Source organism: Shewanella glacialimarina, assembly GCF_020511155.1.
Taxonomy (GTDB): Bacteria; Pseudomonadota; Gammaproteobacteria; order Enterobacterales; family Shewanellaceae; genus Shewanella; species Shewanella glacialimarina.
On record NZ_CP041216.1, the window covers coordinates 399607 to 417641 of the forward strand.

Below are 18035 nucleotides of genomic sequence, written 5' to 3' on the forward strand. Positions count from 1 at the left end.
AAAACCCATGACTAAACCCATAGTTTTCAGCGGAGCACAGCCATCAGGCGAGCTCACCATAGGTAATTATATGGGCGCGCTACGCCAGTGGGTGGCAATGCAAGACACACATGATTGTATTTATTGTGTCGTTGATTTGCATGCAATTACTGTTCGTCAAGATCCTGCGAAATTACGTGATGCGTGCTTAGATACATTAGCGCTGTATCTAGCCTGTGGTGTAGACCCTGATAAAAGTACCGTGTTTGTCCAGTCACATGTGCCGCAGCATACCCAGTTAAGTTGGGCGTTGAACTGTTACACCCAAATGGGTGAGCTAAATCGCATGACCCAGTTTAAAGACAAGTCACAAAAGCATGCTAACAATATTAATGTCGGTTTATTTGGTTACCCTGTATTGATGGCGGCAGATATTTTATTGTATCAAGCGCAATCAGTGCCTGTAGGGCAAGATCAAATGCAGCATCTTGAGCTGACACGTGATATTGCCACTCGCTTCAATAATGCCTATGGCGATACTTTTACCGTGCCTCAGGCATATATTCCAGAACACGGCGCTAAGGTAATGTCATTACAAGAGCCGCTGAAGAAAATGTCTAAGTCTGATGATAACCGCAATAATGTGATTGGTCTGCTAGAAGAGCCAAAGGCAATTCTGAAGAAAGTTAAAAAAGCCATGACAGACAGCGACGAGCCACCAGTGGTGCGTTTTGATGTTGAAAATAAACCCGGTGTATCGAATCTATTGAGCCTGATGTCAGGTGTAACAGGTAAGTCGATTGCGACTTTAGAAGCTGAGTTTGAAGGCAAAATGTACGGCCATTTAAAAGTTGAAGCAGGTGAAGCGGTTGTCGCTATGCTTGAACCGTTACAGGAACGTTTTAAGCAGTATCGTGCAGATGAAGCTTATCTTGAGCAGGTGATGAAGCAAGGGGCTGAAAAAGCCAAAGCGCGCGCCCAAGCAACTATAGACTTGGTGTATAAGAAAATCGGCATGATTGTATAGGGTTTCTTATGCATAAAAAAGCACCTTTTTAGGTGCTTTTTTGATTTATACAATTAGGTTTTAAAGTTCGACTAATCTTCTTCTTTGGGCTCGACATATTCGAACACTTTAACGACTTTACGAACTCCGGCGGTATTGCGGGCTACGTCAACGGCCAGATCAGCTTGGCTACGCTCAATCAAACCGAGTAAAAATACCTCGCCATTTTCAGTAATCACTTTAATGCGCGTCACATCTAATGATTTCTCATTCAACATCCGGCCTTTTACTTTAGTAGTTACCCAAGTGTCATTGCTACGGGTGGTAAAAGAAGTAGGATTACCAATACGTATCTGGTTATGAATTTTACCGCCAATATTTAACTCTTGTACCGCTTTAATGGCTTTATCGCGCAACATAGAGTTAGGCGCTTGCCCATACATTAATACGTTACCGTTCATCACCACGCCAGTTATATTGGTTTGATTATTTAAGTCTTCGTATTTTGAAAGGGCGCCAGTAATATCAAAGCCAGCATTGGTATCACTGATTTGAGTAGACATACTGCGCTCATCATTAGCCATCTTGGCGCCACCAACAGCGCCAACCATAACTGCCCCAGCACATCCTTGCAGCAAGGCTATAACCGAGATGATGGCAACAAGCTTTATCATGCTTGTTCATCCTGAGGGAATAACGTACGGTCAATATTGTCACATAAGCAGTGAATGACTAATAAATGCACTTCTTGAATACGCGCGGTAACATTTGATGGCACGCGAATTTCAACATCACCAGCACTCATCAAGCCTGCCATAGCGCCGCCATCTTTACCTGTCATAGCGACAATAGTCATGTCACGGCTTAAAGCCGCTTCCATGGCTTTAATAATGTTGCCAGAGTTACCACTGGTAGAAATAGCCAATAAAATATCACCTGGTTGGCCTAACGCTAAAATCTGCTTAGAGAAAATTTCATCGTAGCTATAGTCATTAGCAATGGCTGTGATAGTGGATGTGTCGCAGCTTAATGCAATAGCCGGTAAAGGTGGGCGCTCAATTTCATAGCGGTTAAGTAGCTCAGCAGAAAAGTGCTGCGCGTCACCGGCACTGCCGCCATTACCACATGAAAGAATTTTATTACCGCCGAGTAAACATTGCACCATCATTTCAGCAGCTTTTTCAATTGACTCAGGTAAGGCTTCTGCCGCATCAATTTTAGTTTGAATCGATTCTGTGAAACTGTCTTTAATACGTTCTAACATGCAACAATCCTTACGATATAGAATTTTTACTGGCGGTTAACTACCGGGGTGTATTGTCGCCAAGTCTGTGTCGATATAATGCCATAAATCAATGCTGTGGTAACTATTGATGCTTAAAAACATCCCTGAATCCAACTTATTTGTGTGTTATTTATGGCAATAACATCAAATCGGCAAGGTGGATTAATGCCTTGTTGTTGCAAATAAGCGTTAGCACTGAGGCGAATGCGATTAATTTGCTTAGCGCTCAGTGCATTTATTGCTCCGCCAAAGGCTTGAGTTTTACGATATTTCACTTCAACAAACACTAAAGTCTGTTGCTGCTTCATAATGAGGTCAATCTCGCCGAACTTGTAGCGCACATTTGCAGTAACAAAGGTTAATCCTTGTTGCTGTAAATATTCTCTAGCATGTTGTTCAGCGAGTTCGCCTGATGTCATAGTGGCGTGAGTTTACCTTTTTCGTATTTGCCCCAGGTTAATTGACGGTCAATTAACCCATTAGGTTTTAGCGACAATGCACCGCTTCGGCCATTAAATTGGTATCCTGGAAATGCACGCATTTGGGCTAACCGGTTCACTAACTCGAGCGCGTCATACCCCATAACATATAGACGTTTTTGGCTGTTATTCCAGGTAGACCATAAAGATTCAACCATACGAGTTTCGTTACTTGGCTGCATTAACCAAGGTATGTCGCTGATCATCACTTTATTTAACTCTTGTGCCGACTGGGTTGATTCGTTCTCTAAGCGGCCGCGACTCGAAGTATAAAGTGCAACAGGTTCTGCAAATACACTGAAGTTAACGTCTAAAAAGGCTTTTAATAACGATAAATCTTGGTAAGCCGCAACCATATAGATAGCATCTATATCTTGGCGAGAGCGAAAATCAGCTTCAAGTTTGCTGCCCAGTATCTCTTTCATACGAGTAATTCTTGCCTGACTGTCTTTAACCCCTAAGGCTTCCTGCACGGTGAGTTTCATTTGGTCGCCGCTATCAAAATAATGAATTTCAGCGTTATTTTCTGTTAACGATAACCAGGTTTGATTAAAGCTTTCAGCCATACGTTTACCAATGGCGTCATTACTGGTTAGCAGTAAAGGTATCTTAACCCCATCGGCGTACAATTTACGCGCGGCATCACTGGCTTCTTGCGCGGGTGATAACGAGAAATAAAATTGATTAGACTGTGGCTCAAACTGCTCTAGTTGATTTAAATACAGTTGCGGAATAAGTTGCTCTTTACTTTGGTTTAAGCGTTGCAACTCTTCCACTTCATTAGGCAATAATGGCCCGATAATAAAGTCTGCACCGGTATCAGTTGCTTGCTGATAAGCTGCTTTGATGCCTATTTGGCTATCAATAAAATGCAGAGTGACATTGCTATCAAATTCGGCCATATAGCTGGCCATAATGCCCATTTTTATAGGTTCGGCAACAGCCGCTCTTGGGCCTGAAAGCGGTAATAGAACCGCAATATTTTGCGGGCGATAAGGTTTAGCATTGAGTGCTTTTTCTAAATCAGACGGTAATTTTACCGCACCTGGATGATGTGGGTTATTGCGTTGCCATTCGCCTAAATAACGAACCAGCTGAGTGGGCTCAACTGCATAGTGTTTAGCGATATAAGCGAGTTGTAGCCAGCCTGAAAATATTGGGTTTGCCGGTTCACGCATGAAGCTTTTAATGGTTTCTTCATGTAAGGGCTGTAACACTTTCCAAATAACGTCATTAACCTGAGTCGATTCAGATTTAGGCAAATAGTTACTTAACAAACTTAATTGTCTAATTTGATCGATAGGTTGTTGGATAGCCTTATAAAGGCGGGCTTTATACTGATGATATGTCGCCATTTGCCAACGGGGCAGTTTCCAATGGGGTGGATATTGTAATGTGTTTAATGCAGCCTGCGCATTTTGAGTCTTTTCATCAATACGCGCATTTAAGTAAATGTGCTCAGCCTGAATGGTAGACACTTTCACCATATTTTTTAGCATCGATGACAAAATGCTACGAGCAGAACTGTAATTACCATCATTAATATACGCATGGGCTGCTAATAACAGGTTGCGATCACGTTTTTCAGGTAAGCTGCTTTTGCTGGCTTCGGATAAATAAACACTTGCTGGTTGCTCTACAGACACTAATGACGTATTGACTACTTGATCAATACTTTCGGTTTTAGTGGCTGAACAACCAATCAATAATGCTGGTAGTGTCAGTGCCAATAGAAATTTAATTGAAATCAGTCTTTTTAACACAGGGCTTCACTCTGGTAAGATATTGGCTTTAGTTTAACCTGCTCTTACGCTGGGCGAAAGACTTGTGCAAAGAGATTATTGAGGTAGTTATGGATCAAGCCGCAGCACTTTATATTGTGCCCACCCCCATTGGCAATTTCGCGGACATGAGTAGCCGTGCAATTGAAGTGTTAAATCAAGTTAGTTTGATAGCATGTGAAGATACTCGGCACAGTGGCAGATTGTTAAGTCATTACGGTATTGAAACCCGTAAAACAGCCTTACATGACCACAACGAGCGTGATCGTGCCCAGTGGATTGTTGAGCAATTACAATCAGGTCAATCGGTTGCGCTTATTTCAGATGCTGGCACACCGCTAATATCTGATCCAGGCTATCACCTAGTTAAACATGTTAGAGAAGCTGGTCATAAAGTCATTCCACTGCCGGGGCCTTGCGCGGCAATTACTGCACTAAGTGCTTCTGGACTTCCCTCAGACAGATTCAGTTTTGAAGGTTTTTTACCGGCGAAAGAAAAAGGCCGTATTGATAAATTAACAGCGCTTAAAGAAGACCCGCGTACGTTAATTTTTTATGAATCACCACATCGTATTGTCCACAGCCTTACCTCGATTGTTACCGCGCTGGGCGCCGATCGCCAAATTGTTATGGCCAGAGAAGTCACTAAAACCTTTGAAACCTTCTTATCAGGCACTGCTGAAGAAGTACTGGCGATGGTTATCGCAGATGAGAACCAGCAAAAAGGTGAAATAGTTATTATGTGTCATGGCTTTGCCCAGGCCGATGATGAGGCGATTCCCAAGGTCGCTATTGACACTTTGACTCTGCTTGCTGCTGAATTGCCGCTTAAAAAAGCCGCCGCAATAGCCGCGCAAATACATGGTTTTAAAAAGAACGCATTGTATAAAATCGGGCTTGAACTCGGCTTATAATTTAAGTCATATCGATAAAGTAAACTATGGATTGGTTTGTTGGCAGGCTTACGCTATAATCCGCGCCGAGTTGGCCAGACAGTTGCCGCGTACGTAAGTACGGGGAGGAAAGTCCGGGCTTCAAAGAGCAGGGTACCAGGTAACGCCTGGGCGGTGTGAACCGACGACAAGTGCAACAGAGAGGAGACCGCCATTTTAGCTTGCTAAAATGGTAAGGGTGAAAGGGTGCGGTAAGAGCGCACCGTGCGGTTAGCAATAGTCCGTAGCAAGGTAAACTCTACCCGAAGCAAGACCAAATAGGGTTCCGCATGGCGCTGCTCGCGTTGGAACCGGGTAGGTTGCTTGAGCCTGTGAGCGATTGCAGGCCTAGATGAATAACTGTCCACGACAGGACCCGGCTTATCGGCCAACTCACCTCTTTATAATAAAAGGCCTCACAGCGATGTGAGGCCTTTTGTTTTTGCGCTTATGTCTATATACGCAGTAGCCGTTCTAACTCGCATGTTATGAAGGTTGGTATTATTTACGGCATAAGCTAATTTTATCAAAGATATCATCAGCCTTGTTGTCTAGTGGCTAAATCTAACTAATTTATCAAAGTGCTCATAAACGGTTTGTGAGTGAAATTAACGCTTTAGAAAAGATCTTTTTAACCATTAGTGATTCTACTGGCGAAATCTTTCTGAGTAGTCCAATATCATAACTCTATAATTTTAATATCTTAGGTGATTATGGATTTGTCTTTGGAGTACAACACTGCCGTTAAGCGGGGCTTCGCAGTGCTATTTTTGGGCTTAATCATCAGTGCCGCTTTGGCCTGGGTAGTTAATGAGCGTAACTCTGCTGAAATCAATAAGTCACTTCAAACTGCTTCAGAACAAATTAGTTATCAAGTATTGAGCCGTATCACTCTTTATCAATATGGCCTTCGCGGTGCTCGTGGAATGATTGTTACCGCTGGCGAAAATGAAGTATCTCGTGAGGCATTTGCTCGCTACAGTGCAACGCGAGAGGTTGACAAGGAGTTTCCTGGCGCGCGCGGATTTGGTTTTATTCGTATCGTTTCACCCGAGCAGCAAGCGTCTTTTCTTACCCAGGCTCAACAAGATAGTTGGCCTAATTTTGCTATTCGTCAGCTTGCTCCCCACGATAATGACCGTTATGTGATTCAATATATTGAACCGGTTGAACGTAATATTGCTGCTGTTGGTCTTGATATTGGCTCAGAGCTGCAACGCCGAGAGGCAGCCGATGCCGCAATACTATCTGGTGACGTGCGTTTGTCTGGGCCAATTACCTTAGTGCAGGTGACAGGCAAAGCGTTACAATCTTTTTTAATTTTGATGCCAATATACCGCAGTGTAGTTACTCCTTTAACACCAGAAGCTCGCAAAATGGAAGCATATGGTTGGAGCTATGCGCCTTTGGTGGCCGATGAGGTATTGAGCGGATTAGCTTTATACCAGCAAACAGCTCAGCTAAAGCTGACGGATGTAACTTCGCAAGATAACCCCAGTACCTTTTATACAACTGAGGCAGCAACAGCGGCTGCTGTTACCCACTATCAATATACGGTGAACAAGAATGTTTTTGGCCGTACATGGCAATTTACGATCAGTGCCTATCCAGAATTTATCAATAACTTACACCTTAATCATGCCAGTGTTGTATTTATTTATAGTGTGCTTGTCAGCATTTTATTGGCGGCATTGGTTGTGCTGTGGTCTATTGGCTTACAACGTAAACAACAAGTGTTAACTGAACAGGCAAGGCTGGCCAATATGCTAGAGCATTCGCTTGATGGCATCATTAGTTATGATCTCGACGGTTATATCACCAGCTGGAATCGAGGTGCTGAGTTACTGTTTGGCTACAACGAGTCCGAGGTGCATGGGTCACTCAGTACTGAGCTGATTGTACCGCCTGAAAAAGCTGAACTTGAAAAGTGTTGGTTTGCGAAAGTGTTAGCTGGAGAGGTTATTTTAAATCAAGTTTCATCTCATCTGTGCCAAGATGGTAAAATTTTAGCAACATCTATGACCGCTATGACGATAGTTGATGAACAGGGTGATATTGTCGGTGTCTGTCAAACTATTCGCGATATTACGGCGCAGCAAGATGCAGAGCTGCGGATTTTAAAGTTAAATGAGAGCTTAGAATTTAAGGTTGCCAACAGAACGCAAGAGCTGCAACATGCTCTATCTGAAAATAGAGCCCTGCTTAAATCAATTAATGATCAACTACTTTCGGTTGTCACTGATATTGACGGTGTTATTTTAGAGGTCAACGACTACTTTTGTCGAATGAGTGGCTATTCTCGCGAGCAGCTCATAGGGAAAAACCATTCAATATTACGCTCTGGTGAACATGATGCTGTATTTTGGCAAGGCATGTGGGCACAGATTAATTCGGGGCAATCCTGGCACGGTGAAATTTGTAATTTAGACCAACAGGGTAGTAGACATTGGTTTGATACCATTATTGGCTCAGTAGCCGATGACAATGGCAATATCGAACGCTTTATTGCACTCAGTACCGATATTACTGAGCGTAAATTTGTTCAGTTAGAGAAAAACAAACTTGGATCACTATTAACCAGTGTATTAAATGCCGCTTCAGAAATGTCAATTATTGCCACAGATGAACAGGGTATTATTAGTATATTTAATTGCGGCGCAGAAAGTTTATTAGGCTATGACGCTAAATCGATAGTTGGGTTATCTAGCCCTGCTTTTTTACACCTCCCTGAGGAAGTTGAAGCACGCTCAATTGAATTATCACAACACTATGGTTTGGCCATTGAAGGCTTTGATACTTTTGTTTATAAAGCCAGAGTTGAAGGACCTGAGACGCGTAATTGGACTTATGTAAAAAAAGATGGTTCCCATTGCCAAATTTCTTTGTCTGTGACTGCGATGCGTGACAGTGATGGTCAGTTACTCGGTTATTTGGGTATCGGGGTTGATGTCACCCAGTCGCTGCTGCAACAAGAGGCCTTGATCTCTGCAAGTAACCATCTGAGTAAGGCTGCTGAGGTCGCTAAGCTAGGCATTTGGACTTTAAACGTACTAGACAATAGTTTGCAGTGGAATGATCGTATGTTCACCATTTACGATCATCCTCTGAGTTTACGAGAACAAGGAGTAACATACCAACATTGGTTGATGCGGGTTCATCCTGATGACCTCCAACGGGTAAAGCAAAAACTGGATGATGTGATAGCCGGTATTGGAAAATTTGACCCTTTATTCAGAGTGGTGAGTGCTGATGGTGAAGTGCGTTATATTCAAGCGGCTGCCGAGATTGAAAAAGACAAGCATGAAAATGTTGTTAGAGTGATTGGTATTAATATTGATATTACCGAACAACGTGAAATAGAAGAAACGCTTCGCACAGCCAAAGAACAAGCTGATGCAGCTAGTGCTGCAAAGTCGGTATTTTTAGCCAATATGAGTCACGAAATTCGTACTCCAATGAATGCGGTGCTGGGTTTGTTACAGTTAATGCAGCATACCTCCATGTCCACTCAGCAAGAGGATTATATTGCTAAGACTCAAACTGCTGCTAAGTCTTTGTTGGGTTTATTAAATGACATTTTGGACTTTTCTAAAATTGAAGCCGGTAAGTTACAACTTGACCCGCAGCCCTGCGAGATAGAGATGTTAATGCGCGACCTTGCCGCGGTGTTATCAGGACATTTTGGTAATCGTGATGTTGAAGTGATGTTTAATCTTGACCCCGCTATCCCATCTTGGCTGCTTATCGATAAGCTAAGATTGCAGCAAGTGCTAATCAATTTAGCCGGTAATGCGCTGAAATTTACCCAACAAGGGCAAGTCGTGATTGGTATTGAGTGCCTTGAATCAACAGCCAATAATAACAAGCTGCGTTTTTCGATTACCGACACAGGGATAGGCATCAGTGAAGAGCAAATTAGTCGCATTTTTACCGGATTTGAACAAGCTGAATCTTCTACAACTAGGCGTTTTGGAGGCACAGGTCTGGGGTTAGCCATCAGTAAACGTTTGGTAGAATTGATGGACGGTGAGTTGTTAGTCACCAGCCAAGTCGGCAAGGGAAGTCGCTTCTGGTTTGATGTCACTTTACCGCTAATACCTATGACCGCAGAAGCTTCAATCGATATTCAGGGATGTCGAATTTTAGTGGTAGATGACAATCATACCACTACGGACATTTTACAAAGTATCTTGGTTAATTTTGGCTGCGTAGTCGAGTGTGCTTATAGTGGTGCAGAAGCGATAGTTAAATGCAAACAGGCAAATAATGCTCGACAGCCGTTTGATGTTGTACTAATGGATTGGAATATGCCTGAACTTAATGGCATTAATGCCGCGAGGTTATTACGGGCTTCGGTGCAAGGTCAGCAGGGCCAGCAAGGTATGGCGCCGGCGGTGATAATGTTGACGGCTTACAGTGAAGAAGTCTTCCGTCAAGATGATAAAGAGTCAAGTGCGCCATTTGTGCACTTTTTAACTAAGCCTGTAACGTCTAAGCTTTTGGCTGAGTCCATTAGCCAAGTGATCCGCGGTGAGCTGATGGCTTTACCGGTACCGTTAAAACTGCACAAGCAAAAGCGCTTGTCTGGATTAACTATTTTAGTGGTAGAAGATAATCAATTAAATAGGCAAGTGGCCGATGAACTACTTACCCTAGAAGGCGCTAAGGTCGTGTTAGCTGAAGGTGGTATTAAGGGCGTGTCTTTGGTTACCCAAGCAAAACAGACATTCGATATCGTTATTATGGATATGCAGATGCCTGATATAGATGGTCTAGAGGCGACTCGACGCATTCGAGAAGATGCCCGTTTTGATCTGTTGCCTATTCTTGCTATGACGGCTAATGCCTCGCAGTCAGACAGAGTCGATTGTATCAATGCCGGCATGAACGATCACATAGGTAAGCCTATTGATATGCAGAAGTTAGTGCCGAGTATTTTGGCCCTTGTCGGACGTGAATTTACCTCAGTTGCAATCGATAATATTGTAGGCAAGGAAGAGACATCTGTTGTGCTTGAGCCTAAAGTTCCTGCTGAGGGGGAGCATTTATTAGATAGTCTTGAACAGATACTGAGCCGATTTGGAGACAATGAAGTTTTTTTCAAAAAAATGGCCAAAGGATTTGAGGCTGAAATAGATAAACAGTTATTACTGTTTACAGCTGCGATTAGGCAAGCCGATCCATTAATTAGCGCCGCAGTTAGCCATGGAATTAAGGGCGTTGCCAGTAATTTTGGCGCAAAAACCTTAGCTGATTTTGCGGCTTATTTAGAACAGCAGTTTAAACACGGTAACCCTCAAGTGCGACAAGTTGAACGCTGGACGGAGAAGTTAACTTTATTAGCTCAACTCAGCGTTAAGCAGCTGTCTGAGTATATATCTGAGACGCTATCAAATGAAGCACCAGCAGTTGACCCACAAGTGCAAGGTTTACCTGAAGATATTGAACTTATTAACAATAAAATCATGTTGTTGAAGCAATATTTACAACAAAACAACCTGGATGCTATTTACCTAGTGGACGACATGGCCGCTTCATTGTCTTATCATAGGTGTTGGACCGAGTTATATTCCCAAGTTCAAGCGCTTGATTTTGAAAATGCTTTGGCATTACTTGCGGTTATCGAGACGGAGGTAGGTTAATGTTAGATTCTGAAGTACTTAGTTTGGCTGACGATAATAAAGGTAAGATCTTGATTGTTGATGATCAGCCGTTAAATATAAAAATATTACATCCGCTATTTCATCAAGAGTTTGATGTCTATATGGCTACTGGTGGTAAACAGGCCATTGAGGTGTGCCAAAAAGTTAAGCCTGACGTGATATTGTTAGATATTGAAATGCCCGGAATGTCAGGGCTGCAGGTCTGTGAAGAGATAAAAAACAATCCCATAACCGCCAATGCTGCAGTGGTTTTTGTGACAGCGCACTTTGATGAAGAGTTAGAAGTTAAAGGGTTTCAATTAGGTGCTGTTGATTTTATTCATAAACCAATAAACAGCATTATTACCACCACAAGAGTTAAAAACCAATTTTTACTCAAGCGCCAATCTGATATTTTACGAGCGATCGCCCTGCTCGATAGCTTAACTGGATTAGCTAATCGCCGTCAATTTGAACGGAGCTTACCTGAATCGTGGCGCCATTGTATTCGTCACAATAAGCCTTTGTCATTGGTCATGCTGGATGTCGACTTTTTCAAACGCTACAACGACACCTATGGCCATCAAGAAGGTGATAATTGTCTTCGCTCGGTCGCACAAGCTATTTATGGCATAGCAATGCGTCCCTATGATCTGGTCGCTCGATACGGTGGTGAAGAGTTTGTTTGTATTCTACCTGACACTGACAGTGAAGGTGCAGTCTCTATTGCTCAGAAGATGGTACAGGCAGTGCAGGCATTAGCTATTGAGCATACTGACTCTAGTATTTCATCTACTGTGACTATTAGTGCGGGCGTTGCCACCATTTTGCCGACGCTAGACGAGACATGGGAACAGGTACTCAAAGAGGCTGATATGCAGCTATATGAAGCTAAGGCAGCTGGACGTAATCAAGTTAAGGGCATAGCTTTGTAAGGCGTGTTTAATCAATTAGCATCCCGATGGTGAGTTCAATAGATTGAGCTTGATTTCACACTCAGTCTTACAATTCATCAATACAAATAGTAACAGCCCACAGGGCACTGTTTTATCGATCACAGCGGCCGAAACTGGATTGAGTTAAGCCATTCGTCGAGGCCACTTTAACCAACCGAAAAACATCATCTTTAGAGACCACAATCAGTATGAGTCATAAGTGAGTGACTCTCTTTGTCTCTCATTCAGCAAAAAAGCTAAAAATGTGAAGTTAAATAGGGATTTGTTAGACCTTAGTCTAGCAGCTCGAGCCTTGACCTCGCACGGTAAGTCGTTGACACTTCTAAGCTACAATAATGCCTCTCCCTACTGGACAAATATTATGCTTATATTTTTCATATGTATTGCGTTGCTGGTCCTAGCTTATAAATTCTACAGCCCATTTGTAGAACGACAAGCTGGAATAGACCCCACCGCAAAAACGCCGCAAGCTCGATTTAATGATGGTGTGGACTATGTTGAAGTTCACCCTGTAAAAGCTTATTTAATTCAATTTTTAAACGTTGCAGGCGTAGGACCAATATTCGGTCCTATTCTTGGCGCTTTATATGGCCCCGTAGCCTTAGTATGGATTGTCATCGGTAATATCTTAGGTGGCGCGGTACATGACTATTTTTCGGGTGTATTGAGTATTAAAGAGGATGGTAAAAGTTTACCTGAAATTGCAGGTCACTATTTTAATATATTCTTTAAAGGTTTAATGCTGGTCTTTACTGCTATGTTACTGTTTTTTGTGGGCGTGGTATTTATCATGAGCCCAGCAGGACTATTAAGTAATTTAAGCTATTTTGAAGGCACATTCTTAAGCGGAAATACCTTTTGGGTATTGGTTATTTTAGTTTATTACTTTCTAGCGACCTTATTACCTATTGATAAGATTATCACTAAGTTATATCCGGTATTTGGGCTGTTAATGATTGTGATGACCCTGTCGTTGGCTGTGGCACTATTAATCAATGCACCGCATTTACCTATGGCCGGAGATTTTCTAGCGTATTTTGACCATAGCCATTATAACAATGATTTATTAGAACCTAATCCTGACGGGTTACCCACATGGCCATTATTATTTGTCACCATTACCTGTGGTGCTATTAGTGGTTTTCACTCGACTCAAGCACCCATTATGGCGCGCTGTTTAACCAATGAGAAATATGTCCGCCCAGTGTATTTTGGCGCCATGATGTCAGAGGGTATTGTGGCGTGTGTATGGGCTACTGCAGGTATTGCAGCATTCCCAGGTGGTTATGTTGAGCTTAAAGAGATTTTGGCTCAGGGCGGCCCTGGGTTAGTGGTTAATCAGGTTGCAACCACTTATTTAGGTGTAGCGGGTGGCATTATGGCAATTATTGCCGTGGCCATTTTCCCTATCACCTCTGGTGATACCGCGTTCCGTTCATTGCGCTTAACCATTACCGATGCGTTTAATATTCCGCAAAGTATGCGTAACCGTTTATTGTTGGCTGTGCCGATTTTAGTGATTGCTTATTTCATGACGAAGATTGACTTCACATTGATCTGGCGTTATTTCGCCTTCTCAAACATGTTGTTATCAACCAGTGTATTGTGGCTAGCGACTAAGTATTTGTTTGACCGTGGCACTTTCCATTGGATTGTCAGTTTACCGGCGATTATTGGTACCAGTATTACGGTATCTTATATTATGACCGCAGGTATTGGTTTTGGCCTACCGATGGAATTAAGTAAGCCAGTCGGTATTGCGGTTGGTGTGGTGTCATTGATTGCACTTGTACTCGCACATCAAAAGCGTAAAACTGCAGTGGTATAAAAAACAGTTTTTGTAATTAAAAAGACCTTGCGCTTGCAAGGTCTTTTTTGGGGTTAAAAATTGGCTTTAACCCCTAGGTTAACAGTAGTGCCCAGAGATTTAGTATTATAGCCATTGTAAGTATATGCCTGTGAACGGGCTGAGAAATAATCTTCATTTAATAGATTTTCAATACCAAGCGATAATTGCCAGCTGTCAATTTGATAGCTGCTGCTCAGGTTCACTACATTGTAATGTTCAATTGGCCCCTGTGCTCCAACGTACGCACCATTGACCTGTTCAAAGCGTTTACGATCGCCTACATACATATAATTTAAGCCGATGCTGGCCTGCTGAATAGGCTGCCAGTTAAGGTAAGCAGTAAATTTAGGTGCGGCAATAATGCCGCCATCTAGGTAAATGTCAGCATCGGTATCTTTACCTTCTACCCAACTGTAGGACATTCCGGAACTTAGGTTGTCGAGTATTTGGTAGTCAAGTTGTGCCTCATATCCCCATATTTTTTGTGGTGCACGCACTGGCATATAAACCCCTGTAACCGGGTCAAATTTGTTACTGGTGCCAAGTTCAGATTCACTCTTGTAAGCCGCAACTTCATAGCTTAGGTCGTTTAATTGACCAGACAGTCCGATTTCATAATTATCAACAACCGAGGCTTGTGTTTGTACTAGGTTGATATCATTAACGGTAGCGGCTCGTAGTAATCTGCCTAAATCTGAAATATCTGCACCTTGAGAAAAACTAACAAATGGGCTGAATTGAGGGTTGAAGTTATATCTTAGCCCCAAATTGTAGGTGGTAGAGTCATAGCTTAAGTCGCCACCTTTTACGTCAAATGGCACAGAACAGGTGCTAGGGGTACTGCATAACTTGAGTGTTTGATAGTTATCAACGGCTAAGTCGACACTGTCTTGTCTTACGCCTGCTTTTATAATCCAGTCATCGGCAATAATAAACTTGGTTTGTAAGTAGGCCGCTAAATTATACATGTCCATTTCTGGCACCCAAATACGGCCATCTTCTAGCGGTTGTGAGCTCACATCTTGTAGCGCATCGATACCATAAATGAAGGTTGCTGCAACGTGTTCCCAGTCGGCAGCTGTGGCCAAATTAACGCGCAAGCCTGTTTTTTCAGATTTAATCAGTGATTGTCCACCATCATAACCTTCGCTAGGGTTAGCTAAGCTAGCTGAATAGAAAAACATGTTCTCTATTGTTTGAAGGTATCCATCTAATGTGAGTTGGGTGTTATAAAAAATGTCCTGGTCGACGTATTTCAACATTAAATTATGATTGCCTCTAGGGCCTTGTGGCACCCCGGGTTTTGCAATGCCTTGAGTGTTATGAATAGCATAGGTTTTTACGCCACTATTAACACTGCCAATTACATCAATCAAATCTGCATCTTGCTGGGCTTCATAATAGTTGTAAGTGAGTTGTACAGACTTATCATCGTCTAGCTGGTAAGCGAGTTTAGTGAAAAGGTTATTTGATTGGGTTTCAGACAAACCATAGATCAAGCCAATAATATCGCCTTCAGCATCTCGCTCTAAACCTGTTTTTTCACTTATTGCACTCAATACATAACTAAAATCATCTAGTGTGCCGTCTATCGAGGTATCAAGCCTTACACCTGCGCTGTCGTCTAGCTTTACCGCGCTAAATTTGGTTGAAACGCCCAGATTAATATTTGCTTTGTCAGTGCCCGCATGTTTGGTGATGTAGTTGATAATGCCACCAGAGGCACCATTACCATAAATTGAGGTTGCCCCTTTAATCACTTCAATACGTTCTATTGCACCTGGGTCGATAGAGCTTATCCCCAGTTGGCCATTACGCAGAGGGGTAGATTGCGGGACACCGTCAATCATAACCAATGCGGCGCGACCACGTAGTGTTTGCCCTGAATTACTTGAGGTCCCCGTGCTAGGGGCAAGGCCTGGCACACGAAAGGCGAGTAAGTTTTGTAGCTCACTGGTCACTTGCATATCTTGTGCTAGGGTTTGTTGATTTATTAACGTAACCGATGACGGGACTTCGTCTATGCGCTCAACAGCGCGACTGCCAGTTATGATCATCCGTTCCATTGATTTGTTGCTAGTCTGAGCCTCATCGGCGATAGCGCTGGCTGATGATAAAGACATTAAGCATAATGCCCAGCGCGTCGCAGTCGCTAATTTACTAGGGGTAAATAACATATGTGTACCTATTGTGAATAATTTTGGCAAATGATATTAGTTATCATTTACGTTTTCAGGTTATTTTCACAATATTTACATTCACGAGACATTTATGCTCGATGCTAGGCTTAGCATCAAACGTGTTACCGAGTTAGAAGTGGTCTTTAATTTGGAATCGAAACTCCCAGCTATTCAAGTCTTGTCCATTAGTGAACGGCTTGGCAATATCAATGTGGGCAATATTACCGTAACTTGATTTAGATGAATAAATTCGAGCGCCAATACCAATACTGCCTATAGGATCATTTACTTCATTAAATGCATCTGTCCCACCAAATGCCTGACCAACATCGGTAAATAAAGCCCAGCCCAAATCGGCGAGTTGATATAAATTGATATTAGGATAATTTCTTAATTCAGCGGTCAACACCCACTGATTATCACCGTGTTGATAATCATTAGGGTAGCCTCTAATACCGGTCTCATCCCCTAAGGCGAATGTACGGTCAAGGTAGTTATTTTTTGATGCTGCAACGACTGCTTTGGTGTAAGCGGTCCATTTATCTGTAATGTTATAAAAGTATTCAGACGCTAACGAAACATTATAAAAATCATCCTGGCTGGTGGTTAAATCAGCCTCGCCCTGCAGTTTGATTAAAAATAAATGGTTATCTGACTGCCATCCTCTGCTGCTGAGAATATTTAAGTGATATCCCAAATTAGCGTTATCGGCAAGATCATTGGTTTCAAAGCCAAGCTTAGCCGAATGGTGCCAACCTAAATTAAAGTCTTCGTTATTGCCGATAAGGTGAATGTTATTAAGAACAGTAAAATCATCCTGTAGATATTCATAGCCTATCCAGGGGTAGATAAAGTCACGATCAACGGGTAATTCACTTAGCGGATACGTTTCAAGATTTTCAAATTTATTGCTATCTTGAGTCAAACCCAAAGTCACCCGGCTAAGTTGATCCTGATCACGGGTTAACAACCAACCATAGGTTAGGTTAGCAAACTCGACATTATGTTTAAATTCATTCACGTCGACACCATTTTGTCTAATGATGTCTGTTCGCTCATCTTGTACCCAAGATGTGCCATACATGTGCTTAGTATCTAAAGCATAAAAGGGTTTGTAAAAAGCCAATGCTGTGGCTTGGCCATCACTATTATCGTAAAAATCTGCTGCAACAATGGCATGTTTGATTGCTGTTACCGGTGCGCTAAAGGCAAATTTGTAGCCTGTTCTGTCATCGCTAGCTTGATATTTCACCCGAGTATTAATACCTAAACCGAGTAAGTTATCCTCCTTAATACCAAAAGAGTACTTAGTGCCGCCGCCATTTTTGCTTAAACTCACAGTCGGTAACAGTGACCAGTTATCCCATGTTTCAACCAGCATGGTTTGGTCGGTGGTATTATCGGCGTCTGGCGCCTTTTGGGTAACGGTAATTTTTGCATCACGAATATAAGATTCTGACCGTAAAAGACGCTGTGCTTCTTCAATATCTTTTTGACTAATATCATCACCCACTTCAAAGCTTAAATTTTCTATGATAGTTGAGTCGGTAGTATTGATATGCAGATAGTTTGCCCAATGATGAATAAAGAATGATTCTGGGTCAGATTCATCAAAGATTGGATTGCTTTGAACCACTATTTTACTGACTTTAACCGTCGATTTTTGCTTATCTTTTTCTGCAGAAAAGGCCGTTTCAGGTGGTGGTGTTAATGATGTGTTATTTGAATTAATGTCAGCGGTATAAGCTGCGAATGGTAAAGTTGAACACGCGATACTCAGTAACACTAAACAGGTTTTTGGCATCGAGACGTCCTTTAATTATTATTTTTAGAGCAATTGTTACTAAAATGGTCGTTAACATTTTGCTGGTGTTTTGTTTTTGTTGTCAGCATGTTTAATAACACACCTGAATTGGTGTAGAGTCAAGTGTTTACCGTATTTGATT

Annotated in this window: 11 protein-coding genes and 1 other RNA gene; 6 read left to right on the top strand and 6 right to left on the bottom strand. The window is 42.3% G+C overall.

Annotated elements, in window-relative coordinates:
* The first annotated feature begins 7 nt into the window (after positions 1–7).
* Entirely contained in the window at positions 8–1006 is a 999-nt protein-coding gene (gene trpS, locus FJ709_RS01670; RefSeq protein ID WP_226412839.1) for a tryptophan--tRNA ligase, read from the top strand.
* A gap of 71 nt (positions 1007–1077) precedes the next feature.
* Here trpS and FJ709_RS01675 read toward each other — a convergent pair whose 3' ends face one another.
* The 4 genes from FJ709_RS01675 to FJ709_RS01690 all read right to left on the bottom strand — a co-directional run bounded on the left by FJ709_RS01675 (position 1078) and on the right by FJ709_RS01690 (position 4512).
* Complete coding sequence (locus FJ709_RS01675) at positions 1078–1659, bottom strand: BON domain-containing protein (RefSeq protein ID WP_226412841.1); 582 nt, start codon at positions 1657–1659, stop codon at positions 1078–1080.
* The gene (locus FJ709_RS01680; RefSeq protein WP_226412843.1) at positions 1656–2249 is read right to left on the bottom strand and encodes a phosphoheptose isomerase; all 594 of its coding nucleotides are present in this window, start codon (positions 2247–2249) and stop codon (positions 1656–1658) included. Before FJ709_RS01680 ends, FJ709_RS01675 begins: the two co-directional genes overlap by 4 nt.
* Positions 2250–2362: 113 nt before the next feature.
* Positions 2363–2689 carry a YraN family protein gene (locus tag FJ709_RS01685; RefSeq protein WP_226412845.1) on the bottom strand — a complete coding sequence of 109 codons (327 nt, stop codon included), beginning with the start codon at positions 2687–2689 and terminating at the stop codon, positions 2363–2365.
* On the bottom strand, positions 2686–4512 hold the full coding sequence (locus tag FJ709_RS01690; protein WP_226412847.1) for a penicillin-binding protein activator: 1827 nt from the start codon (positions 4510–4512) through the stop codon (positions 2686–2688). Before FJ709_RS01690 ends, FJ709_RS01685 begins: the two co-directional genes overlap by 4 nt.
* 89 nt (positions 4513–4601) lie before the next feature.
* Between FJ709_RS01690 and rsmI the strand changes: the two genes are divergently transcribed.
* The 5 genes from rsmI to FJ709_RS01715 all read left to right on the top strand — a co-directional run bounded on the left by rsmI (position 4602) and on the right by FJ709_RS01715 (position 13888).
* Positions 4602–5444 carry a 16S rRNA (cytidine(1402)-2'-O)-methyltransferase gene (gene rsmI / locus FJ709_RS01695; protein WP_226412849.1) on the top strand — a complete coding sequence of 281 codons (843 nt, stop codon included), beginning with the start codon at positions 4602–4604 and terminating at the stop codon, positions 5442–5444.
* Positions 5445–5510: 66 nt separating this feature from the next.
* Positions 5511–5862, top strand: an RNA gene (gene rnpB, locus FJ709_RS01700) — RNase P RNA component class A.
* 325 nt (positions 5863–6187) lie between these two features.
* Positions 6188–11104 carry a PAS domain S-box protein gene (locus FJ709_RS01705; protein WP_226412851.1) on the top strand — a complete coding sequence of 1639 codons (4917 nt, stop codon included), beginning with the start codon at positions 6188–6190 and terminating at the stop codon, positions 11102–11104.
* The gene (locus FJ709_RS01710) at positions 11104–12039 is read left to right on the top strand and encodes a diguanylate cyclase domain-containing protein (protein ID WP_226412853.1); all 936 of its coding nucleotides are present in this window, start codon (positions 11104–11106) and stop codon (positions 12037–12039) included. Before FJ709_RS01705 ends, FJ709_RS01710 begins: the two co-directional genes overlap by 1 nt.
* 382 nt (positions 12040–12421) lie before the next feature.
* Positions 12422–13888, top strand: a complete 1467-nt coding sequence (locus FJ709_RS01715) for a carbon starvation CstA family protein (RefSeq protein ID WP_226412855.1) — start codon at positions 12422–12424, stop codon at positions 13886–13888.
* Between the two features lie 53 nt (positions 13889–13941).
* Here the strand turns inward: FJ709_RS01715 and FJ709_RS01720 are convergent, their stop codons facing one another.
* The gene (locus tag FJ709_RS01720) at positions 13942–16086 is read right to left on the bottom strand and encodes a TonB-dependent receptor (protein ID WP_226412857.1); all 2145 of its coding nucleotides are present in this window, start codon (positions 16084–16086) and stop codon (positions 13942–13944) included.
* A 133-nt stretch (positions 16087–16219) separates the two neighbouring features.
* Entirely contained in the window at positions 16220–17893 is a 1674-nt protein-coding gene (locus FJ709_RS01725; RefSeq protein WP_226412859.1) for a BamA/TamA family outer membrane protein, read from the bottom strand.
* Between the last annotated feature and the right edge of the window lie 142 nt (positions 17894–18035).